Annotated in this window: 11 protein-coding genes; 4 read left to right on the top strand and 7 right to left on the bottom strand. The window is 54.3% G+C overall.

Annotation, left to right across the window (positions count from 1 at the left end):
• Positions 1–403 precede the first annotated feature (403 nt).
• Positions 404–2,266, top strand: a complete 1,863-nt coding sequence (locus ACR3ZL_RS26015; RefSeq protein ID WP_486173077.1) for a transglutaminase-like domain-containing protein — start codon at positions 404–406, stop codon at positions 2,264–2,266.
• 602 nt (positions 2,267–2,868) lie between these two features.
• Here the strand turns inward: ACR3ZL_RS26015 and ACR3ZL_RS26010 are convergent.
• On the bottom strand, positions 2,869–3,123 hold the full coding sequence (locus tag ACR3ZL_RS26010; RefSeq protein WP_473650188.1) for a hypothetical protein: 255 nt from the start codon (positions 3,121–3,123) through the stop codon (positions 2,869–2,871).
• A gap of 1,243 nt (positions 3,124–4,366) precedes the next feature.
• Here ACR3ZL_RS26010 and ACR3ZL_RS26005 point away from each other — a divergent pair.
• A complete protein-coding gene (locus ACR3ZL_RS26005; RefSeq protein ID WP_473650189.1) occupies positions 4,367–6,622 on the top strand; it encodes a PQQ-binding-like beta-propeller repeat protein in 2,256 nt (751 codons plus the stop codon).
• An 84-nt stretch (positions 6,623–6,706) separates the two neighbouring features.
• Entirely contained in the window at positions 6,707–8,758 is a 2,052-nt protein-coding gene (locus tag ACR3ZL_RS26000) for an outer membrane protein assembly factor BamB family protein (protein WP_473650190.1), read from the top strand.
• Positions 8,759–8,907: 149 nt separating this feature from the next.
• On the opposite strand, the gene ACR3ZL_RS25995 is transcribed toward ACR3ZL_RS26000, so the two are convergent.
• The 4 genes from ACR3ZL_RS25995 to ACR3ZL_RS25980 all read right to left on the bottom strand — a co-directional run bounded on the left by ACR3ZL_RS25995 (position 8,908) and on the right by ACR3ZL_RS25980 (position 13,880).
• A complete protein-coding gene (locus ACR3ZL_RS25995; protein WP_473650191.1) occupies positions 8,908–9,267 on the bottom strand; it encodes a DUF971 domain-containing protein in 360 nt (119 codons plus the stop codon).
• The gene (locus ACR3ZL_RS25990; protein WP_473650192.1) at positions 9,264–11,249 is read right to left on the bottom strand and encodes a YjhG/YagF family D-xylonate dehydratase; all 1,986 of its coding nucleotides are present in this window, start codon (positions 11,247–11,249) and stop codon (positions 9,264–9,266) included. Before ACR3ZL_RS25990 ends, ACR3ZL_RS25995 begins: the two co-directional genes overlap by 4 nt.
• A gap of 54 nt (positions 11,250–11,303) precedes the next feature.
• Positions 11,304–11,972 carry a zinc metallopeptidase gene (locus ACR3ZL_RS25985; protein ID WP_486173076.1) on the bottom strand — a complete coding sequence of 223 codons (669 nt, stop codon included), beginning with the start codon at positions 11,970–11,972 and terminating at the stop codon, positions 11,304–11,306.
• 264 nt (positions 11,973–12,236) lie between these two features.
• Positions 12,237–13,880, bottom strand: coding sequence for a BBP7 family outer membrane beta-barrel protein (locus ACR3ZL_RS25980; protein ID WP_473650194.1), 1,644 nt, complete (start codon positions 13,878–13,880; stop codon positions 12,237–12,239).
• 590 nt (positions 13,881–14,470) lie between these two features.
• On the opposite strand from ACR3ZL_RS25980, the gene ACR3ZL_RS25975 reads away from it, so the two are divergent.
• The gene (locus ACR3ZL_RS25975) at positions 14,471–21,148 is read left to right on the top strand and encodes a Calx-beta domain-containing protein (protein WP_473650195.1); all 6,678 of its coding nucleotides are present in this window, start codon (positions 14,471–14,473) and stop codon (positions 21,146–21,148) included.
• Here ACR3ZL_RS25975 and ACR3ZL_RS25970 read toward each other — a convergent pair whose 3' ends face one another.
• Complete coding sequence (locus ACR3ZL_RS25970) at positions 21,149–22,489, bottom strand: hypothetical protein (RefSeq protein WP_473650196.1); 1,341 nt, start codon at positions 22,487–22,489, stop codon at positions 21,149–21,151.
• A 291-nt stretch (positions 22,490–22,780) separates the two neighbouring features.
• Positions 22,781–24,112 carry a polysaccharide biosynthesis/export family protein gene (locus ACR3ZL_RS25965; protein ID WP_473650197.1) on the bottom strand — a complete coding sequence of 444 codons (1,332 nt, stop codon included), beginning with the start codon at positions 24,110–24,112 and terminating at the stop codon, positions 22,781–22,783.
• Positions 24,113–24,144: the final 32 nt, after the last annotated feature.

Genomic DNA, 24,144 nt, shown 5'->3' with positions numbered 1-24,144 from the left:
TGGCGTTGCAAACGGCAGTTGTGCCTTTCCGCTTGAACGGTTCACCCGTTTCGTCAGGTGAACACCCAACGGTAGGTCACATCAGGGGCGGAGCGAATTCACTCTGGTGTTCGCCACCAAAACCTGCAAAATGGCCTGCATTGGGCATCGCAATCTTGGTGTAACCGCTACGATCGGCATGATCGGGTCGAAAACAGGGGCTCTCTGTTCAGAACGAGCAGTGGAACTGTTGGATTTTTGAAACGTCTGTATCAAAAGCGGATCGTTGCGATACGGGAGACCACATCAGTGGTGGAAAAGTGAGACACCTCAGGCGGTCAAAAACAGCAGCCGTCAGCAAACCGGTACTGTTTTCGGTGAGATTTCGGCGGGAATACATGACACAACGGAATGGATTATCAGGATGAATCAGGTTATGACGACACTTGGCCTGATTGGTGTGATCATTTTGTGCGTTGTGTGCGGGTGTGATGTTCCCGATCGGCATGACATCGACTTGCTGCGGCGTCCAGCGGTTTGGGAAGTTGAGGCCGGTGCGCCCGTACTTCGAGATGGCGATACCGAGTTGGCGCGGATCCATGGGCCAGATGCTCGTAGTCCCGGCGACCACCGTCTTGGTGTAGACGGGGCCGATATTCAGGGGGCTGATCCACGCGACGAAGTTTCCAAGCATGATTGGGAACATTGGTACCTGCACTGCCTCGAGTCAGATGCCCTTGCGGCGGATTCATCAGCGAACAAACGGAAGTTTGTATTGGGCGGGGTGCATATGCGGTCCGAAGGCAATCAGGTCGAGCTTTCAGAGCGAGTGCTTGTCAGGACCAGCGAAGTTCGCTCTCCAGGCGTTCTGATTCGCAATGTTGAATCCAAAGACAAGTTGTCCCTTCCCAACCACACCCTGTGCTTGAATGCAAACGAGCAAACCTTTTGGCATGACGACGACGGGCATCTCGAACGTGTCGAATGCAAGGTCCGGCAGGGACCGGTGGAATCCGGCAAGACAATTCTAATTTCGGCGAACTCGGTGCGCATCGAACCGACTTCGGGCACTGGAGCAAAGGTCCGGGAGCTTAAGAAGTCCGGTTCCTTGGGTGGCCCCCTCATGGTTTATCGCTCGCTTCGAGGGAACCCCTTACCCACCGGACAAGTACGCGAGTCGTCGGTGTTCTTGCCGATCAACGAGTCATTGGCCAAGTTGCGATTGGTTGGCAATCCGAGAGCGTTGGCGAAACGCATGAACGCTGACGGCGTGGTGGTTGATTCGCTCAATGAAGCCGTCGGAGCTTTGTCCATTGATGACGGACCCGCTCGCTATCGTTTTTACTGGTACGACGATGACGGCATTGTCCAGGCAACTCAAATCAGTGACGAGGGCGGCTTTACGTATCGTTGTGACGAAAGTCAGTATCAGTCGCTTGGCCAGGATGTTTTGGCTTACCGCTATCCGATTACGGTCGAGGTGCCGGGTAAGCCAATTGCGATTTCGGAAGCGGGCATGTTCGTCAAGCAATTGGCGGTGAACATTCATTTGTTACCGCAAACGAAACAAGCTCCCGAATCCAATGCAGTCGTTGCGCGGCCCAAACTGCCCGCAGCACCGAGACAATATGTGCAGGAGTTAGACGATCACACACAGCGGGTCATCATGGCGCATCGGCCCGTGCCGGCGGAGCGTTTGGCAGGACGGTTCGAAACTTTCGATGCTGAATCTACCCAAGCGGATTTGGCCGCGACCAAGATTTTGGATTTTCGTTCCGCTGCGATGCGGAAGGTCTTGGGGACGACAGCGTCGCTTCGTGGCTTGGATCAGCGAGACCAGGCCGAGCAGATCAATCGCACCATTCATTCGCTATTGTCGTTTCAAAATCTGTCGACGGGGATTCGTCCGGCCAGCCAAATTGTGCAGTCGACCGCAGCGGACAGTACCGAGCATGCAATTGTGTTGATCGCGATGCTGCGTGCTAATCGGATTCCAGCACGAATGGCGGTGGGGCTTCGTTATTTGGATTCAGGTGAATCCGTGCAGCCAGGGGAATCCGGAGAGGCCGTCAATCGCTTTGGCTACCATGCTTGGGTGGTTGCTCAGGTCGATCAAGAATGGTTGGCGTTGGATCCAACCTTGGGCACACCGGTTGGTGCCGAGTGCATTGCACTGGAAATCGATGATCTATCGAATTTGGACGCGGATCAGTTTGTTGATCACTACTTAGGAATCTTGCGATCGATTCGCTTAACGGTACATGCGGCCGTGATCGGAAAGCGGTGATCAAACAAAAAAACGCCCCAGAGGAAGTTGCCTTCCGCCGGGGCGTCATCGTTGTCACGTCTGTTTGACGCAGAGCTGCTTATGCTTCTCTAATGAACAAGTTCATTAGCGAGCGTAGCTTGCACTGGCCTGAATGACGCGACGAGTACGGGAGATGCTTGCACTTGGATCAACGATCGGTGCTGGTGGCATCGGAGCTGCTTGCTCGTAAGCAGGAGCTTGAACTGGAGCGGCGACTGGTGCACCACATCCGCAACCGCTGTCGCAGGTTCCGCAAGTGTCACAGCCCATGTCGCAGCAGTTGCTTTTCTTCAGGGAGCAGTTGCCGAACAATTTGCTCAACAGGCCACCCTTCTTGCTCGAGCAGCATCCGCTGTCGCAGCAAGTAGGTTCGCAGCAGGTTGGCTCGCAGCAGGCTAGTTCAGCACCGCAAGCTGGTTCGCAGCATGCAGGAGCTTCGCAGCATGAAGGAGCGTCGCAGCCACAGCTGTTCTTCTTACCGAACAACTTGCTAAGCAAGCCACCCTTGAAGTCGACGCAGCATCCGCTGTCGCAACCGCTGTCACAGCAAGTTGGTTCGCAGCAGGTTGGCTCGCAGCAAGCTACTTCAGCACCACAAGCTGGTTCGCAGCAAGTGTTGCCACAGCTGTTGTCGCAGCAAGTGGATTCAGCACCACAAGCTGGTTCGCAGCAGGTGTTGCCACAGCTGTTGTCGCAGCAAGTGGACTCAGCACCACAAGCTGGCTCGCAGCAAGTGTTGCCACAGCTATTGTCACAGCAAACGGTTTCGGCACCACAAGCTGGTTCGCAACAAGTGTTGTCACAGCAAGTGGATTCAGCACCACAAGCTGGTTCACAACAACTAGGTGCTTCGCAGCATGAGCTCGAGCTTCCACAGCCCTTCATGCCGAGCATTCGGTCAAGCAAGTCGAATCCGTAGCTTTGGCTACAAACTGAACTAGCGATTACCATTGTCAATGTTAGGATTGTCCGCTTCATCGGAGATCAATCTCCCTCTCTAGATTGGTGCGGGGTTGAAACGACAACAATCGTTGGAATGTCTTGGAAGTTTGGATCCACCTAGAAACCGGGGGACGCGGTCGTCGGACGAAGTCGCCGGCGATCATTTCCCGAGGTTTTCCCACAAACACACACGAGCCAGGTGCGAGCACCTAGCCCGCTGACTTCGTTAAGTTTGTTCGCCTAAGTAATCTCTTCGCCGAAGCTAGAGATCAAGGAACCAAGTTCAATTCAATCAATTCTTGTTGTCAGGCACCGACATCCGCTGTCAGTGCATCTGGGTCTGTCCGAAAGCTGCTCACCCCTCTAGCCAACCTAGTCAAGCTGGGAGAAGTGGTGAGACGTCTTCTGGACAAAGAGACGTATCGGCGACCTGGAGGGAGGAATGTAGCCGAACAGTTGAATTTCGCACGGTTGTTAAGGAATGCCGAATGTGCGGATTCATGCTGGTTTTGACGGTGTTTTGCATTGTCCCGAAGAAACCCCTCTTGCAATGGGTGCAACTGGTGTAGACTACCAAAATGCGTGCTCTATGCTCAGAAATCACCCTCTTGCGGTTCGTAGTCTCGTTAAACGTGAGCGTTTGGCGTCGGCCGGGTCTGCCAGGCTCCGGCTTGAAGCCGTGTAGCTTCGGGCGTTCGTTTCTGGACGACTCCACTGATGTCTATCCCGCTGGTCTTATTAGGACCACTGGTCAGAAACTCGGCTGGTCCAGGCCCTTCAGCGTTAATTCCAGACGATCATCGTTAGTTTTCCGCGGAGATCGAACGTCGGCTGGCCAGCTTCGCGGAGCGTCCGTTGTCGCAAGCGGCGAACCGAGCTTCAGGCTCCGATTCGCGGGATCCTTTCTGGGGCGGCTTTTTCCACAAAGTCTCGGACACCACCGTTTAGTGGGAGTTTGTTCCGTATTAGTGGTTTTCTGTTCAAGGGCCCATTCGCTTGGTGTTCAAAACGCCATTGCGGGAAAAATAGACACAATCGCACCAGTTTGACTAACTGCTAAGCTACCTTATCAATACTAGACTATGGCCTCGCACATCTGCTGCGTTCGCCTACACCCTCCATCCCCGGTTTGACTTGATGCCACTGCCGACTTCGTTTGGGTTTCGATCCTTTTTGCTCTTAGCGTGGATTGCCGCCGGTTCGATTCCAATTGCGTCAGCGCAAGATTCAGCTACCGCTTCCGCCGATTGGACCTATTGGCGAGGACCGACCTTCAACGGTCATGCCGACGCCGATCACCTGGTTGATGATTGGGACTCGGAAGGCGGGCCAGACAGTAATGTCATTTGGAAGCGGGACGACATCGGAGCCCGCAGCACCCCGGTCGTCATGAACGGCCGGCTTTATGTCACCACGCGAGCCGACGCAGGCACGCCAATCGAAGGCGAAAAGGTCGTATGCCTGGATGCCAAGACAGGCGAAACGCTCTGGGAAAATCGATTCAATGTTTGGATGTCGGATGTTCCCGATACCCGAGTGGGTTGGTCGAGCGTGGTCGCTGACCCCGAATCGGGCAATATCTATGCGTTAGGCGTTTGCGACCTGTTCCTTTGCATTAATGGGAAAACAGGCCAAACCATCTGGAGCAAACCGCTGCACGAGCAGTTCGGATTCCTTAGCACTTACGGTGGTCGAACGAACTTTCCAGTCGTTCACGAAGACCTCGTCATCATCAGTGCCATTGTCATTAACTGGGGCGAAGCGGCAAAGCCGAACCACCGGTTGTTGGCAATGGATAAGCTGACCGGCGAAGTTGTTTGGTTTTCAGGGACGAAAGACCTGCCCGATGACACGACTTATTCCGCACCTACCCTGGTAACCATTGACGGACAGCGTCAAATGATTCTCGGTACGGGGGACGGAGCGGTTTGGGGAGTTCAGCCTCGGACGGGCAAAACGCTCTGGCACTACGATATTTCTCGCCGTGGACTATTCGCGACTCCATTGGTCGAAGGAAACCGGGTTTTCTGCAGTCACAGTGAAGAAAACGTCAGTGGTAGTGCGATGGGAGCCGTCGCTGCACTTGAGGTTTCGGGAACTGGCGATGACACCCAAGTCAAAGAACTATGGAAGCTGGATGAATTGGTCGTAGGTCGAAGTGCACCGATTTTGGTCGACGGAAGGCTCTACGTGGTTGATGACCGTTGCAAATTGTGGGTTATCGATGCAGATACCGGTGACATGGTTGTTGAGCGATTCGCGATCGGCGACCGCAAGCAATGGCCCAGCCTCCTGTATGCTGACGAAAAAATCTATGTGCTGACCGAAAATGGCCGCTGGTCGATTTTGAAGATTACCGAAGACGGTGTCGAAGCGATCAACAAGGGACGAATTCGAAACGAAGCGTTCTACGCATCGCCAATCGTTGCTGGCGGACGACTGTACTTCCAAGGTACTTCGGCTCTGTATTGTGTGGGCACGGACGAGGCGACTCAGAAGCCCATGAGCTTGGCCGAACAATTGGTTGGCGAAACGCCAACGGCGGAAAATCCCGAACCTTCCCAGTTGCTAATCGTGCCGGGTGAATTACTGGTCGAGCCAGGCGAATCCGTTGAGCTCGCAGTGCGATTGTTCAACAGCTTGGGGCAGCCGCTTTCCACCCCCGCGGCGTCGGACGTCAAGTTCACCGTGGACGGGCCGGGAAGTATCGACGGTTCCACCTTTACAGCGGATGCCCATGCGGATCATCAAGCTGTCCTAATCACTGCCCAAGTGGGCGACGTCGTTGGCACAACACGTGGACGAATCGTGCCACCTTTGCCGTGGAAGTTCACCTTCGACGACCTCAAGGACCCGCCTGTCAGTTGGGTGGGGGCTCGGTACCGACACCAAATTCGAACCGTCGATGGATCACCAGCCTTGGTGAAAGTCAGCACGATTCCTAAGGGAGCTCGTAGTCGTGCATGGATGGGGCCAAGCACGCTCAGTAACTACACCATTGCCGCAGACGTTCGTGGGAATCGCAGCAATGGCCAAATGCCTGACATCGGGCTGACCGCTCATGGTTATGTCTTGGATTTGATGGGCAACAGCCAAAAGCTCCAAATTCGAACTTGGTCACCCCAACTTCGTATGGCTCAAACCGTTGATTTCCCCTGGGAACCAGATACCTGGTATCGCATGAAGTTGAAGGCCCAAGTGGAAGGCAGTGGCGATGACGCTGTTGCTGTTCTGCAAGGCAAGGTTTGGCCCCGCGGACAAGCTGAGCCAGAGGAATGGACCGTGACGGCTCGAGACGAATCGCCTGTGATGACAGCAAGTCCAGGATTGTTTGGCAATGCAAAGGTTGCTGAATTCGCCGTCGACAATCTCGAAGTCACTCCCAACGAATAGTCCTCGGCTCGACTCTTTTTACGGTAGGCCTGAATAGGCCTACGCTAACTCCAAACTCAATACCTCCCCTCCTATAATCTTCCTATGGTTCGCACTGAATTAACCGCTTGGTTGTTGATGATCGGTTCCGCCATCCTGGGCGCAATGACCACTGTCCTGTTTACGGGATGCCAGCCAACGGTCGCCCTGGCTGTTGCACCTGATGTAGCAACACAAGCATCCAACCCGGCAGCTTCCAACACCGATTCCGAAGTGAAGGAATTCGTTCTTCCCGAAGTCATTATGAGCGAGGGCAAGGAATGGCCGCAGTGGGGTGGAACCCGAGTTCGGAACAATGTCCCGAACGTGAAGAACCTTCCGGATACATGGAATATCGGCAAGTTCGATCGACGAACTGGAGAATGGGACGGAGCTAAAGCCGAAAACATTCGCTGGTTTGCCGACTTGGGAAGTCAAACGTACGGAAACCCAGTTGTTGCTGGCGGTCAAGTCTATGTCGGTACTAACAACGGTGCCGGGTACCTTAAGCGTTATCCCAACCAAACCGATTTGGGTTGCTTGTTGGCTTTCGACCAATCCAATGGCGATTTCCTTTGGCAGCACAGTAGCGAAAAGCTAATTACCGGCCGTGTCCACGATTGGCCTTTGCAGGGCATCTGTTGTGCACCCTTGGTTGAAGGCGAGCGATTGTGGTTCGTTACAAGCCGCGGCGAAGTGCGTTGCTTGGACACCAAAGGATTCTACGACGATGAAGACGACGGAGCTGTTCAGGGTGAGCTTGCTCGCGTTGGTGATCTAATGGATGGCGGCGAAGGCAACGCGTTTGAAGAATCGTTGGCGTCGCTTGCCAAAGGCGAGTTGTCCGAAGCACTGCGAAAGGTTCTGGCGGATGCGGGTTCCGAAGCGGGAGACGACGTTGAAATCGCAACCGTGACCGATAACAAGGTTTGGAAAGCAACCGGGACTTTTGATGGTGTGAAACGCACGCTTTCGATCAAGCAAATTGGACCTCGGATTTCGATCTTCAAATCACTTGGTGTCCATGACAAGCAAGACGCTGATGTAATTTGGGTCTTCAACATGATGGATGAGCTCGGCGTTAGCCAGCACAACATGTGTGCGTGCAGCGTCACTTCCTATGGCGATCTGTTGTTCGTCAATACATCCAACGGATTGGACGAATCGCATATCAACCTACCGGCCCCGGATGCTCCCAGCTTTATCTGCATGGACAAGAATACTGGCGAAGTACTTTGGACCGATGGATCACCCGGCAACAACATTCTGCACGGTCAGTGGTCGAGCCCTTCAATTGAAGTCCTTGGCGGCGTGCCCCAAGTTCTTTTCTGCGGTGGCGACGGGATCCTTTACTCGTTCAAAGCCAGTCGCGGCAAAGACGGTAAGCCCGAATTGCTCTGGCAGTTTGATTGCAACCCTAAGACATCGAAGTGGGTTCTGGGCGGTGAAGGTACACGGAACAATCTGATCGCAACGCCGGTTGCTTACGATGGCCGAGTTTATGTGGCCGTTGGTCAGGACCCCGAGCACGGTGAGGGTGAAGGCCACTTGTGGTGCATCGATCCAACTAAGCGTGGCGACGTTTCGCCGCAATTGGCGGTGAAGATGGAAGACCGATCTCGAACACCGATTAAACACAAGCGAATCCAAGCGGTTGAGCCCGAGTTGGGTGAAGCTGCCGTTGATAATCCAAACTCGGCTGTGATCTGGCACTATTCGCTTGCAGATCAGAATGAAGATGGTGAGATCGATTTCGAAGAAGAGATGCACCGTAGTTGCGGTACTGTTGCCATCAAGGACGACGTTCTTTACATCGCTGACTTCTCTGGCTTGCTGCATTGCCTAGACGCCAAGGGGTCTCCCGATGGCACTGCCGTCGTGCATTTCACGTATGACATGTTCGCGCAAAGCTGGGGCAGTCCACTAATTGCCGATGGCAAGGTTTACATCGGTGATGAAGACGGCGACGTGTGCGTATTCGAATTCGGTCCTGAAAACAATGAACCGATCGAAGAAATCAACATGGGCAGCAGCGTTTACAGCACGCCAGTGGCTGCCGATGAAACGATCTTCATTAGCACCAAGGACAAATTGTTTGCAATTGGTCTCTCGGAATAGTCGATATTGATCTTTGGGATCGCGAATAGCTAACGGCGGCCGTTTGGCCCCGTTAGCTTGGCCTCCCAACCTTTTCGCCGAGCTGTTCCTTTTTGCTCAGCCGGCTTCTTATTTTGGACAGGTCCATTCAACTGAATTGAATGGCCGGTTCAGTCGGTATTCTCTCTTCGCAATCGTGCGAACGTGAAAAGCCCCGAGTTATGACCGTCGCTGAAAGCGATGTTGTAAGCGTAGGTTCCGGCTGGCTGCATACCCAGGATTCTCATCGGCTGAGCTTCGGCGGCGCTTAAGACGGGAAGCCCAATCGGCTTAGCTGGCTTAGGCGTTTCTGCATCGTCGTCCGTCAGCAGTTTGCCGTGCTTTTCTCGGCATGTCGCGCAGGGGCAAGCGTCTCGTAATTGCCGAGCGGTCCATTCGGTCGACTCGCCATCGCTCCAGATAATGCGGATCCCTGAATCACTACATCGCTCGATCGATTCGGGATGATAGGCGGCGGAGTTGTCTGTCATGATTGGTTGTCTTCGGAGTTAAGTGCTTGGCGGCCTGCCTCTAGCGTTCGGATGATTTCATCGACATCGTAGACACAGCCGCCCCAAGTTCCGCCGCCGACCTGCTGTAGGGCTGCCCATAGTCGGGTGTCGTCCGGGATGGATTCGTCAAGTTGCAAGCGAGGATGCGGCGGGCGATCGTTCAACGCTTGCGAGACTGATGCACCGTCACAGGCCTCTATCAGATTAACCCGGCCATCAAGGGTGTTGCGGTTGATTTCGATTTCAATGATATCGCCATCCCGAACCTTCGCGATCGGGCCACCGGCAAGGGCTTCTGGGCCGACGTGTCCGATGCAGGCACCCGTGCTGACGCCGGAGAACCGGGCATCGGTAATTAAGGCAATATCTTTACCAAATGACAAGTACTTCAGTGCCGATGTGATTTGATAAGTCTCTTCCATGCCGCAGCCAATGGGGCCACGCCCGATCAGTACGATCACATCGCCTGCCTCGATTGATGTTTCGGTTTGTCCCTTCACTGCAGCGATGGCTTCTCGTTCGGTGACAAAGACTCTCGCTTTACCGCGTTTTCGATACACTCCATCGTCATCAATGACGCTAGGGTCGATGGACGTTGCTTTAATCACCGAGCCTTCCGGACAAAGGTTTCCTGACGGAAAGCAAACCGTGCTGGTCAAACCCCGGTCTTTGGCAACGGCCGGTGACATGATGACATCATCGGGATCAATGCCATCGGCTAGACCTAATCGCTCGCGACAGACTTCTCGTCGAGGGGAGGCTTCCCATTTGTCGAGAATCTCATTCCAGGTCATTCCCGAGACCGTTTCCGCATCGCCGTTCCATAGCCCAGCTCGCCTCAAGTGCAGTGCAACTTCGGGAACGCCGCCGGCCAGGAACAACTGCACCGTTGGGTGTCCGACAGGCCCGTTGGGAAGGCAGTCTACGAAACGCGGGACTTCTTGATTGATTCGCCGAAAATCGTTTGCGGTGGGACGCGGGATACCGGCTACGGCGGCGATGGCTGGAATATGAAGCAACAGATTAGTGCTGCCGCCAACGGCCGCGTGCATCCGCATCGCGTTTTCAAAAGCGGCCTTGGTTAAGACCGATCTGAGGTTTTTGCCTGCTGCGTGCATCGCCTTGGCGGCCGCAGCGGAATCTCTCGCTAATCGCGTCCAGATTGGTTGTCCGCTCGGTGCGAGTGCTGCATGGGGGACGGTCATCCCGAGTGCTTCGGCGATCACTTGGCTGGTCGCCGCGGTACCCAGAAATTGGCAGCCTCCACCGGGTGTGCCGCAAGCCCGGCAGCCAGCGATGGATGCCTCTTCCAAAGTCATCTCGCCGCGAGTGTACCGGGCGCCGATTGTTTGCACCTTTCCGGCATCCTCACCAACGGTAGGCGGTAGTGTAACGCCACCCGGGATTAGCACATTGGCGAGGTGACCGGTGCCGGCTAACGCCATCATCATCGCGGGCAAACCCTTGTCGCACGTCGCGATCCCGATCACGCCTTTGCGTTGCGGAAGCGATCGAATCAATCGCCGCATCACAATCGCTGCATCGTTGCGGTAGGGCAGGGAATCAAACATCCCGGTGGTGCCCTGGGTGCGTCCGTCGCACGGATCGCTTACGAACGCGGCGAATGGGACTCCCTCGCGTCTTTCGATTTCTTCGGCAGCAGCCTGGACAAGAAGTCCGACTTCCCAGTGGCCAGTGTGGTACCCCAAGGCGACGGGGGTGCCATCAGGGTTGCGTACGCCGCCCTGCGTGCTCAGGATCAGATATTGATCGCCTAGAACTCGACGCGGATCGAATCCCATTCCCACGCTTTGAGTCAGTCCGAACAGGTCGCCACTTGTCCACTGGCGAAGGATTTCGTCCGAAAGCGGAAGCTGACCGCTGGGGCCAGCCGCTCTCGTCTTGAGCGACTCGGCCGAATCAAGTGCGGCGAAGTAGTCGACTGGGGTGTCTTCAGTCATGTAGGCGGCGCTCGATCGGTTCGGTTAAGACGCGGCCAAGACTTACACTCGTGCTCAGTCGCGACGGTTCAGTAGGACCATCAGATAATAGGCTAACGTCATGATGGATTGCAAAGTGGCTGCAACATAAGTCAGCGCGGCCGCATTGAGAACCTTTGCAACGTACCTTTCTTCCTGTGCCGAGATCAGGCCGTATTCGACTAAGTGAGCTCGAGCGCGGTTCGATGCGTCAAATTCGACGGGTAGGTTGACCACTTGGAAAAAGACAACGCCCGCGAACAGAATCACACCGATCCACATTAATGGCGGCATCGCTAAAAATGCACCAATCCCCAGCAACGTAACCCCGATCCCGCTGCCGAAGTTAGCGGCTGGCACAGCAAGGTTTCGTATCACCAAAGGAGCATATTGTTGAGCGTCTTGAAACGCGTGACCCGCCTCGTGACATGCGACGCCAAGTGCGGCCATTGATTTCTCGTTGTACACATCCGCGCTAAGTCGTAGCACTTTGGCTCGTGGGTCATAGTGGTCCGATAGTTGACCCGGAATTCGTTCAATCCCAACGGATTGCAAACCCGCGGCGTCAAGCATTCGTCTTGCGGCCTCTCCGCCCGACATTCTCGCGGGCACTTGGCTCATCGCGGCGAAGGAGGACTTCACCTTCCACTGGGCATAAAGTCCAAGCAAGAAGGGTGGGATCACAAACAGGAAATACGTAAACATTTTTGGTGCTGTGGAAACGAGTGGGTTGCAGGGCTGTGTGCCCACGAAAGTCACGAAAGCTTTGGATCCAGTGTCCGCCTTCTAAGCAGACCAGGACGCCACCTGACTGGTGGCCTATCTGATAGACGACCGCCAAAACGGCAGGAAGCCCATCAATCAGACAGACCGGCCCTACTGATACGCAAGAAATGGGCCAATCGATCAGGAATCAATTAGGCTCAATCGATGGCCCAACGGGGCGCGGTTCGGCACCGAGAAGTTTCGCTAGAATTCGCGAAGAAGTCCGAACGAGATCGCCTGGGCGGTTAAGTCCGTGTAGAAATCGTCGCGTTGAGGGCGAGCGGTGCCTACTAGTCCGCCAGCGTCGAGTTGACTGAGGTTCAGGAGCGGATCGATCTGCTCTCCTGCTCGCATGACGCGGCTGATGTAGACCAACTGGTAGCCAGCCGAGACACTCCAGTCTCGGTTCATGCGCCGGCTGAGCATCAAGCCAAGCTCAGGAGCAATCGCGAATTCGTCGAAATCGCTGGAACCCGAATTTGTGTCTTGAACCAACAGTCCGCTGTTGCGAGTGGACGTATCGGTGCCGCCCGCCACGGGAACGCTCGCTGTCGTTGAACCGCTGAGGTTGAGGTTCGACGAAGTAACGCCCAGTCCTAGTTTCAGCGTAGACGCGATCGACCATCCGCAAAAACTGGTTTGGCTTCGCATTCCAAACGCTGCACCGTGGAAATCATTGTCTACCTGGAACCGATCGGTTTCATCCAAGGTCGTGCCCACCGCCAGACCGCTACTACCGCCAATAACTCGCTTAAAATCATGAATCGCAATGTCGTCATCGAGTTGATAGTACGTGTAACCAACGAAGCCTTCGAGTTGCCGGTCGGGTTCGCAGATCAAGATGCCTCTTAGCAATACGTCACCAGCGGCGAACTTGGTTGACGAGGTGACGTCAACGTTGCCAGTCAGTTCGCCAGGGAAGGCAATTAACTCAGAGTTGTTTCCGACTCCGGTGGGCGAAACATCAACGAAGGGCCGAGCCAAAATTCCATAGTTCAGTGAGTCTGCACTGAAGCGTTGGCTCTCATCGTCGGCAAACATTAACGAGGCGGAAATACCCAGTCCGGATTCCCCTTGGAAGTAACGCCCGATTTCAAAGCGACCGCCGGAACGATCATCGTCGTTCAGCTCATCGTTGCCGTACAAGATGCTTGCGCCGCCGACTCCCAAGATTCCGGCATCGTCCCGGTCGGTCCCCGTTGGGCTGGTCGATACCAGGGCCGGAACTTGTTGTCCGTCTATCTTCCAGTGCATGTATTCCGCTCGAGCCCAGAATCCCACCAGTGGGTTTGCCAAAACACGTGCAATGCGTTCCACGCGGGCATCGACATGAGATAAGTGGTGTGGTTGATTGGTTGAGCAACCATCGCAACTGTTCTCTCCGCATGACTCACAGTCGGAACCATCGATCAAGGAAGCTTCGAGGTAATCACCTTCGTAGTATTCTTGATCGTATTCGTAGTCGGGAGAGCCCAAATAGCGTTCATCATCAAATTGCGAAGTCGGCCCGGATGCCATTTGCGCGGGGGTAGATCCCGGCATCGGTTGTCCGATTTTGATGGGCATGGGAGCCGCGCCAAGGAAGTACTCATCCTCGTCCAGCTCTGAATCCACAAGCTCGCCAGCTTCGTTGCGAATTTCAATGCTAGTCACTTCACCGGGTTGCTCACCGGGAGCTTCGGCAAGGACTCGATCGGATTTTGGTTGGTAACCCCTTACCGGAATTCGCCGCCCTGAAGATTGGCTGGTTTGGGAGTCGCCGTTTTGAAACGTTTGCCCGAGGGCAGATCCGCCCCACATCAGCGAGGCAACCATGGTGATCGCAAGGATTCGATGAAGTGGTGTCACGCCGCAGTTTCCATAAAGTTGTCACGAATTGGACCGGCATGTCGTTTTAAATGGGGGTTGAAAAACGCCAGTCGGCATTCGGGGTAACAAACTTGAGTCAAAAGCGTCAAGTCAGATGAGAAATGTCGGTTTTCCAGCAGTTTCACAGCGGGCTAGGCGACAGTCCAAGGTGAGAGTGAATGAGACAGCCGTGTTTTGAAAGAATACTTGCTTGCTTGAAGGGCAAGTTTCAGTTTGATAGCAATTCGTCGTCCGTGTTCTGGACCCCAAGATTGCAGCAGATGCAGGTGAACGTTTGACGACGCCACTTGGGTTTGGAGCTCGTCGGTGCCATGCTTTGGGGGGTGGTGAGCAAGCGAACTGTGTGATTGATTGAATTGCAGAAGTTTGAGTTGGTTCGTTTTACCGTCTGTTGGTCACCGATGATTGTTGGTGACGCGTTGCCTCTTGTTTTAAGCATCTCGGTCATGGTTTTTTCACGTCTTGGACTTCGCCGCAAATCCTCACTCAGAATGGTTGCATCCGACCGTCAAAGGAATCTTCGGAGAGCACGCAATCAGCTTCAATTCCAGGCTCTAGAGCCACGGCACATGCTAGATGGTTTCGGTGTTCGGTTTGCCTTTTTCGCTGCCGAAGGTGGTGGCAGCGAATTGTCATCGCTAAACGTGGGCGAGTCGTACTTGATGCGCACCTATGTACAAGACCAAAGAGCTGAAACTGGATCGACCATTCCCTCGGGCATTTCGCAAGCCGCGTTTGATGTGAGCTACGAGCCTTCGCTTCTCCAGTTTTCAGGGCCGATTACGTTAGGCCCTGAATTCGAAACGGTTCCAGGCCGTCCGAATAATGGCACTATCGAATCCAGTCGTCTGGACAACCTGAACGGTCGAGATAGCACGGAACCGACAGGTGACGGTCGCGACGATGAGTTTCTGTTCTTTGAAATCAACGTGATGGCTCTTGCCAAGGGAAGTGTTGATCTGGATGCAATCGACGCGGTGGAGCCTGATTTGCACGCGGAGTTCTTTTCTCCCACTGGGGTAGTCACTGACTTCGATGTGACCGGTGATCAGATCGAAATCGTCGGCGGTGCAGTAATCTTGACGGGAGCGACAGGACTCGAGGTGACTGAGGGCGGCGCGACGGAGAGTTTTCAAGCGGTGTTGGACCGAGCACCTACGTCGGATGTTAGCTTTCCGATCACGACGACTGCTGATCATCAAGTTGTCGTGTCTCCAACGACCGTGACATTTACCACCGCGAACTGGAACGTGCCGCAAACGATCCAAGTTTCTGCAGTCGACGACGATATTGCCGAAGATAGTTTTGTCGTCAATTTGCAAGCCGGCAACTTGGTAAGTGCGGACGCTGCATTTAGTGGAACCGTGGTCGATGATGTGAGTGTCTTGGTCAGTGATGATGATCAAGCCAGCATTCAGTTGGATCCTTCGTTTGGTTTGGCCACTGATGAGGATGGCTTGCAAGACAGTACTGACTTGCGGTTGACATCAAAGCCGACATCCGATGTGACGATCTCTTTTACTTCGGGGGATTCAGGCGAAGTCGCGATCTCGCCTTCTGAAGTAGTCTTCACGCCGGACAATTGGAACTTCTTTCAAACGCTTGTCGTGACTGGAATAGCCGATGAGGAATTTGATGGGGCTCAAACGGTGACGATCACCTCGATGGTCACCTCTGATGATTCGAAGTACTCGGTACTTCCCGGGCCAACGATCTCGGTCACCAATGCGGACACGAGCCAGGCCGGGTTGTTGATCCAGCCCACTTCAGGATTGATTACCGGTGAGAGTGATGCGGTTGGTGGGAGCGATGTTTTCAACGTCAGGCTAAAAACGCGTCCAGACTCTGACGTCGTTTTAAATATTGTCTCCTCGGATACGAGCGAAGGACGACCCGATAAGGATCAACTGACATTCACACCGAGTAACTGGGACACCGCGCAGGTCGTCACGGTGTTTGGACAAGATGACGACGTCGCCGACGGACAGGTTGATTACATGGTGTCGATCACTCCGGATGCTACTAGTGACGCCGCGTATCAGGATCTCGAGGCGTCCACTGTGTTGTTGACGAACGAGGATGACGATGCGACGGGGTTGTTAGTATCCGAGCCAAGCGAAAGCTTTACGACCGAAGAGGGAGGCGAGGTCACGTTCACGGTTCAGTTGCGAACGCAGCCAGCAGGGATTGTGACAGTCGATGTAACGAGTTCTGACGTTGGCGAAGGATCGGTTTTACCGGCGACTGTGTCCTTTGACGAATCTAATTGGAACGTCCCACAGCAAGTGACAGTGACTGGTGTGGAAGATGAGTTAATTGATGGCTCAATCAGTTACAGCGTGAATCTAGCTAGTAGCTCGGCGAATGATTCCAGCTATGACGAGCTGACCGCGTCTGTCTCACTGATGAATCAGGACAACGATGTTGCCGGAGTTCTGTTGGCGGATTCCGATTTGCTGCAGACGAATGAAGAAGGGGCGACGGATACTTTCGGAATTCGTTTGCAGTCTCAACCTCAATCCAACGTCACGATTGCGTTATCAAGCAGCAATACCGGCGAGGTCGCGGTTTCGCCAGCGACTTTGACATTCACGCCCGCCAACTGGGACAGTGAGCAGACGGTGACGCTGACCGGTGTGAATGACAATGTGATTGACGGTGATGAGACCGTCAGTATCAGCTTTGACTTCTCATCGAGTGCGGACGCTTCCTATCAAGTGCTTACGGTCGATCCGGTGTCGGTGACCAACGCCGGGGATGAGGCGAAGTTGCAGGTGCTTCCGATGACAGGGCTGGTGACCAGCGAAAGCACCGGCGCCAATCATTCGGACAGCTTTACTGTTCGATTGACGCGCCGGCCTGACACAGATGTGATACTTCAAGTGGTTTCATCGGACCCGGAGGAAGGTGTGCCAGCGGTCTCGCAAATTACCTTTACGCCTGAAGACTTTGATCAGCCGAAGGTGGTTACCGTCACGGGTGTGGACGACGATGTCACCGACGGCGATCAATCGTATCAGATTTCGTTGACCCCAACGGACACCAGTGATGCCGCCTACCGTGACCTTAATTCCACGATCGTCGCGATTACCAACCTAGATAATGATGTGCCTGGATTGGTCGTGGGTGAGGCAAGTGCGGACACGACAACCGAAGCTGGCGGGCAATCCCAGATTCCGGTGCGGTTGCAGACTCAGCCGACAGGGACCGTGACGGTCAATGTTGTTTCCAGCAATCCGCTGGAAGGACAAGTGGTCAGCGCCCCGCTCACGTTTGATGAAACGAACTGGGATGAAGACCAGTTGGTCACCATTCAAGGGCAGGACGATTTTGTTGTGGATGGGGATCAAACGTATCAGGTGACGTTGATGCCTTCGTCGACTGAAGATGCGAACTACAACAATAGTTCGTTGGTCGAGACTGTCTCATTGGCGAATGTCGACGATGATGTCGCCGGAATTGAGTTCTTTGATTCAGGGAATTTGCAAACGAATGAGTCCGGGCAGACGGCCACTTTTTCGCTGAGTCTCACCTCCCAGCCGACCGCTGACGTGATCGTGGGAATCGCCAGCAGCGACACCGGTGAGGTAACCGCACCACTTGCTTCGCTGATTTTTACGACTGAAAACTGGAACCAGGCACAGATCGTTACGTTAACGGGAGTCGACGATAGCGACATTGATGGTGACCAAGCGGTCTCGATTGATTTCGATCTGTCATCGAGCCAGGACGCGATCTATCAAAACGTTACTGTCTCGTCATTGACGGTGACCAACAACGATGATGACGGCGGCGTTCGTGTGATCGCGGATAGCAATTTGGTGACCGACGAAACTGGGACCCAGGTCACTTTCGAGGTGGTTCTGACTCGCTTGCCGGACGAGGATGTGGTGGTTCCGCTCTCATTAAGCGATGACTCGGAATTGTCGATCGATGCCGCATCGTTGACATTCACTCCAGCGAACTGGGATGTCGCTCAAGTGGTGACGGTCACCGGCGTCGCGGACAACGTGGTTGACGGGGACGTCGTCTCGCAAGTTTTACTGGGGCCGACCAGTAGTAGTGACCTGGATTTCGATGACCTGAGTGTTAGTTCGGTCTCGGTGTCCAACCGCAACACCGACACTGCATCGATTTCGGTGCTTGCTGCCGATGTGATTGAGGGTAACGCAGGGGATACCTCGACGATGGTCTTCACCGTCCAATTGACCGGGGCGATCGAATCCGGCGTGTCGCTGGACTACACCACGTTTGTTCCGGCAACCGGTATTGTTGCTGAGCCAGGCGTGGACTATACGCCGATCTCCGGTTCGCTGTCGTTGTCGGGACAAAATGGTGAAACGGTTCAATTGAGTGTGCCGGTTTTGGCTGATTCCGTTGTTGAATCCCACGAGGCAGTTGGCTTTCGGCTCAGCAGTCTGGCATCGGCCGATAGTGGTATCGACTTGGGCGACATCGCTTTGCCGTCGAGCGATACGTCGGCGAACATCATCAACGACGACACTGCTGTCATTACTTTGGCGGCCTCTGGTTCGTCCAGCATCTTCGAAGGTGCTGCGGCGGAGCGGCCTGTTTTGAACGCCCAGGTTTCACTCTCGGCTCCTGTGCAGGGTGGCGTTGACATTGCCTATACCACGGTCAACGGAACTGCGACTGCTGCGGACGGCGATTACATCTCGTCGTCAGGGACGCTTTCGCTCGGTGGAGATGCTCCGCTGAATCAGACGTTGGCGTTTGAAGTGATTGGTGACGACACGACTGAAACGGACGAGTCGTTTTCCATCACGCTCGACAATCTCGCGGTAATGGACCCGGTCATTCGAGACGCCATCACGGTGGTCGGTTCACCACTTGAATTCACCATCCAAAACGACGACGCGCCTCGATTGTTGTTTCGCAATGTCACGACTGATTCCTCGGAAGGGAACACCGGCACGGAGCGTGTTTTCCGCTTCGAAGTCGAACTGACCGAAGATGTCGATGATCCAGACGGTTTCACGGTTCCGATTGCAACTTTCGATGGCACGGCAAACTCGTCAAGTGACTACTTGGCACTTGATTCTGAGTTGGTGTTCGCGGGTACCGCAGGTGAGACGAAAACGTTCGAGGTGATGATTAACGGCGATGCTGTTGTCGAAGACAATGAGACATTTCTGGTGTGCCTGAGAACGCCGACGGGTCTAGCCGATACGGCTGAATTGGTCGTGACCGAGCCAGAGCTTCAAGCCACGATCACCAATGATGATACCGCCTCAATTACGTTGGTGGCGGAGCAAACGAGCGTTGCCGAAGGAGCCGTTGGGACGACGACATCGATTACCTTCACTGCGACGCTAAACGGACAAGTCGATTCGACGTTGTCAGTGGACTACTCGACCGCCGATGGCACGGCCACTGTTGGAAACAGTGACTACGTAGCGTCCAGCGGAACCCTGGATTTCACGGGTGAATCGGGGCAATCGCAAGCCTTTGTCGTGACGGTCAATGGTGATTCCCAGGTCGAAGTCAACGAGGTGTTTTCAGTCTTGCTGTCATCCTTGGTAGCAACATCCGATGAGATCCGTGATTTAGTCACCTTGCCATCCAGTAGTCTCGAAATCGAGATCGAAGGCGATGATCGGGCAACCCTTTCAATCGCGAATGCCAGTTCCATCGTTGAAGGTAACGCGGGCTCGGCCAACGAGTTGCAGTTTGTGGTGACCTTGTCAGCTGCCGTTGGCGATGGCCTGGAAGTCGCATATGCCTCCAATGATGGTTCAGCCACGTCGGATTCGGACTACGAAGCGACCAGTGGAAGTTTGTCCTTCGGGGCAAGCGACGGCTTGTCGCAAATGATTCGAGTTTCGGTGCTTGGCGACATGATGGTGGAAGCCGATGAAACGTTGCAGGTAGCTCTGGGTGAGGTGTCGGGTTTATCGAGTGAATTGCTGAGCTTCATTGATGTGACGCGTTCGTCGGCAGCGGGAGTTATCGATAATGACGACACGGCCACGATCACCATTGAGGGACCTGCCGAAGTGAATGAGCCCGGCGGACCAGGCAGCTCTAGCGACGTCACCTATACGGTCCGTCTCTCCGCTCCGATCCAAGGCGGCGTTGATGTTGGGTATGCGTCCGTTGACGGTACCGCGACCAGCAGTGTTGTCGGTGTTTCGGTTGGGGATTTCGAAGCGGTGGCCGGAACGCTCACGTTCGCAGAGCAGGGAGCGTTAACACAAACGATCACAGTCACCATTCTTGGTGATTCAAGGCTGGAAGGTGACGAGCAGTTTGTGGCGGGGCTGACCGATTTATCGGGCGTCGATTCTGAATTGGCATCTTCGATTGCCCTCTCGGATCAATCTGTCGCAACGACCATTCAAGATGACGACTCCGTGAACATCGCCTTCCGTTCGTCCGCTGGCTCGGTAGCGGAGAAGGAGGGTGTGTACGAGGTCGAGGTCGTGCTGACATCGACTGGTGGAGCGGTTCTAAGTGAAGCGTTGGTGGTTGACGTGTCGGTGACATCGGCTGGGACGGCGAGCAGTGCTGATTACGTCTTGCAAACACCTCAGATAACATTCCCGGCGGGAAGTTCAGCCGGTGCTGTGCAAGTCGTTCGTTTGACCCTTGTCGATGATGGGATCATCGAGGTCACCGAAACGATCGAGTTGGCGCTCAGTGCAGTTGGAACAGGCGAAGCGAACGTCACGGTGGCGAGCAGCACCCATGTCGTTTCGGTGACCGACGATCCCGGTAACGCAACTTTGGCGGGTTATGTCTGGGCCGACACCAATTCCAATTCAGTGCGTGAGAGCTACGAGATGGGGATTGCGGGCGTTGTCGTTCAATTGACTGGCGTGGACAACCAGGGTGAAGCGGTTTCGCGTGAAGCAACGACTGACTCCAACGGTCGCTACTTCTTCGACAACCTATTTGGCGGTGTCTACACGCTCATCGAAGTCCAGCCAACCGCCTTTCACGACGGGATCTCGATTGCACCGGATCAGTCCAGTGCAATCGTCACGCAGTCCAATACGATCTCCGGAATCCAGGTCACCGCATCGAACCAGCTCGAAGGATTCGGATTCACCGAAAGAGGCTATCGTGCCAGTTCGATTCCAGCGACAGCGTTCCTTGCTCGCTCGGTTGGCGGTGGACTTGCTCAAGCCGCTATTGATGGCTCATTGACCGATGGCCAAGAAGGCAACGAAACTTCCAGCTCCCGGTCATCGGCCCTCGATAGTATCTTCAGTACTTGGTTGTGATCAGCTACCCAGACCAGACATCATGGGGACCTTGGGCAATGCCATTTCTTGGTCTTCTCTGGACGCTGGCTTTAAAGCTTCGTCGAGGCGTTCATACTTCCTACGCATCATTTCCTTGAACCACTGGTCGTCTTCATCGGCAAGTCCTTGGGCGGCTTTGAACTTTCCGTTTTCACTGCTGGCTACCTGACTGCCCGACAGAATCCCAAACTGGTCTAGTGCGTCGTCTAGGGTCATGGCAGATTTCGAACTGTCTCCCGAGATGAGCCGCTGAATTGCGTCAATCGAGATGATTCCAACGGTACGATAGTTGATATTCGTCACAACTGGCTCGGCCGGATATAGTCCCATCAAGATCATTTTGTCAAAACGAACGTAAGATGAAATGGTGGGCGTGGGAGCATTAACACCCTGGCTGGAGAGTTCTAGACGGTGCAGATTTCTGCGGTCGTCACTCGTGATGAAGACTTCAAGCGGCACTTGATTCCGACTGAATTGTGATGGTGTGGAACCGGATTCCAGACTCGTCGTGCTTGGCAGATGAAAAAACAGCAACTCTGTCGTCAAGCGACCTGTGTTCCCGATCGACGAGATGATTTCGTCACTTTTCTCAAAAGTGAAAGCCATCATTAACGTTCGTCCTTCAGCCTGAAGTTCGCCGGATGAGCCAACCACTCCCAAGGCGCGAAAACGCGAGACAGCAGATTCAATCATGGGCTCAGGTTTCAATGCCACACCAGGACGCGCAATTTCAAAAAATGCTGCATGGCAATCGGTGCCGAAGTAGTACTGTCCTGAGGCGTCGTAATAAATGGTTGGTTGAATCGACAATCGATGCTTGGCGAAATAGCTATCAACTTCTCCTCGAGTAACTTTAGGCAGCTTGTTCCTTCCTGCTGAATCCATTTCCAAGCCAATCGTGATCGCAGGCACACGTCCAAGCATGCCCGCCTCACCAGCTTTGACCATTGAGAGAGTGGGGGCCACGATGGATCCGGGAGGCAATACACGACAAGACCGATCCTTCGATTGATTGTAAATTCGACGTACCTGCGACTCCAATATTGGAAGCGAATCCACCCGATCGATTTCACTTAGGCTGGGCGTCGCACGGATCAATCCCACTCGAAGTTGTAGTGCTTCATGTCGGGGGGCTTCTACCTCGACATTGTCTTCTGACGAGCCTTCTGCACCATCCGTTAAAGCACTGCTGGCAGATTTGCCCTCGCCGAACGTCCCCAGGTTTAGCCGCGACTTACCGTCTACAGAAGATTTGGAATCACTTAGCCTTCCTTCTTTCGACGCAGCGTAGCCGAGCATTCCCAGTAGAATTACAGCCACGGCCAACGTAGTACGTTTAAGATTTTGTTGGCTAACCATCCTAATTGTCTTTCGATTAGAGGAAGAGACGCTCTCAGATACGCGTGACGACAACAGTCATGCTATCGAGTTAACCTGGGATAGTGTAGTCAGAGGTTGACTCGACGGGTGAGCGTACATAGAGGCTGTCAGACCCATGTTCGGCTAGCAAACGTCAATGCCAGCTGTAAATCCAAAAAAAAGCCGCGGCCAACCGGCCGCGGCTTTTCGTTTTTGAGATGGTTAACTAAGTAGATTATCACATAACCCTACCTATCGACCCTCTCGAACAGATAACAGAACCGAATCGCCACTGAAGTAGTTTAAGAAAGTGTTGAGGAAAGCAGCACTTGGCTTTTGGTGCAGCATCACTACATCGTCTGGCAGGACGCGAATTCGCTGTTTCTTGTCCGTGATGGCTCGATCGAGATCACAACGAATGTTGATTTGTCGGCCATCTTTCAATGTTCGCAGGATCATCACTTGTGTCGCTTCCCGAACGTAGCCTGGGGTTGCAGCCGCAAGAGCACCTCCGCTCATGCCCAGTGGACCGCCGGCGGAACCGGTCGCCATCGCAATGGCTTCGATGATGTCCACATCCTTGTCACGTGGCAGCGGGATTCGAGCACCGGGTAGCAACCCACCAGTAATGAAGTATTCATCGCGTCGTGGGATATAGACAACGTCGCCTTCGTTTAGGATCACGTCTGCTGGGCTAAAGGGAATTCCATCACATGGGCAACCCGCCAATGGAATTCGGGTGACACCAGGATTGCACTGCCCGCCCTCGCCACCGCTGACGATACTTTGTAGAGAACCACCGCTTAGGAATTGAGTGTTCAGTCCCAGGCCGGCACGAATTACGTAAAGTTCACGTGCCGCGTCGGTTCCAGGCAATCCGCCGGTAGCCCCAAGGGCGTGTAGCACATCGTTTTCAAAGATCGGCAAATCGATGACTTCGCCACTACCGCGATGGATTTCGTCGACTGCACCTGGGGAAACCAATGCTACCTGGGTGTTAGGTGTATCTTCACGAAGAACAACAACGCGGCGTACACGAGGGATCAACAAGTCAACCGTGACTCGTTCCTTGCCTTCTTGCAGAACGTCTTCGTCAATATATGCCTGGGTGATCTTGTCGATCGCCTGTGGCATGGTAAGTCCTTCAAGCGACAAATCGGGAAGCAGTGGCAAGTCAATCGTCCCGTTGCCTTCCACGCGAACAGGAAGACCAGTCAAAGGCCCGACGACGCTACCTCTTGGTGGGTAATAAATTTGATTTACAGATTGTGTTCGTTGTTGAACAGGAGTCTCGTCTTCGTTGGCAGGGAATACACCGAAGACATAGACCGAAAGCGTGTCGCCTGCACCAATGATGTGCTGCTGCGGCTTGACTTGACCTAATGCCGAAAAGGGCAGTGGTGCGAGCGCCTCACGTGAGCACTCGAACAACGATGGATCGAGCCGGTTGGCTGGGATCGCCTTGCAGGCCGACGAAACGGAGTGATGGAGTTGGCAGCCCGTCGTAGTGAGTGTGCTGACGGCGATGAGTGCAGTCGCGACAAGCGATCTGCGGATGTGTTTGAGTCGATTCTTGAGAATCATTGCTGAGTCCCTTCGCAATGCAGGGTGAATGT

Source organism: Rhodopirellula sp. J20-39 (assembly GCF_057365095.1).
Note: the sequence above shows the minus strand (reverse complement) of the source record. Positions and strands in the feature narration are given on the sequence as shown.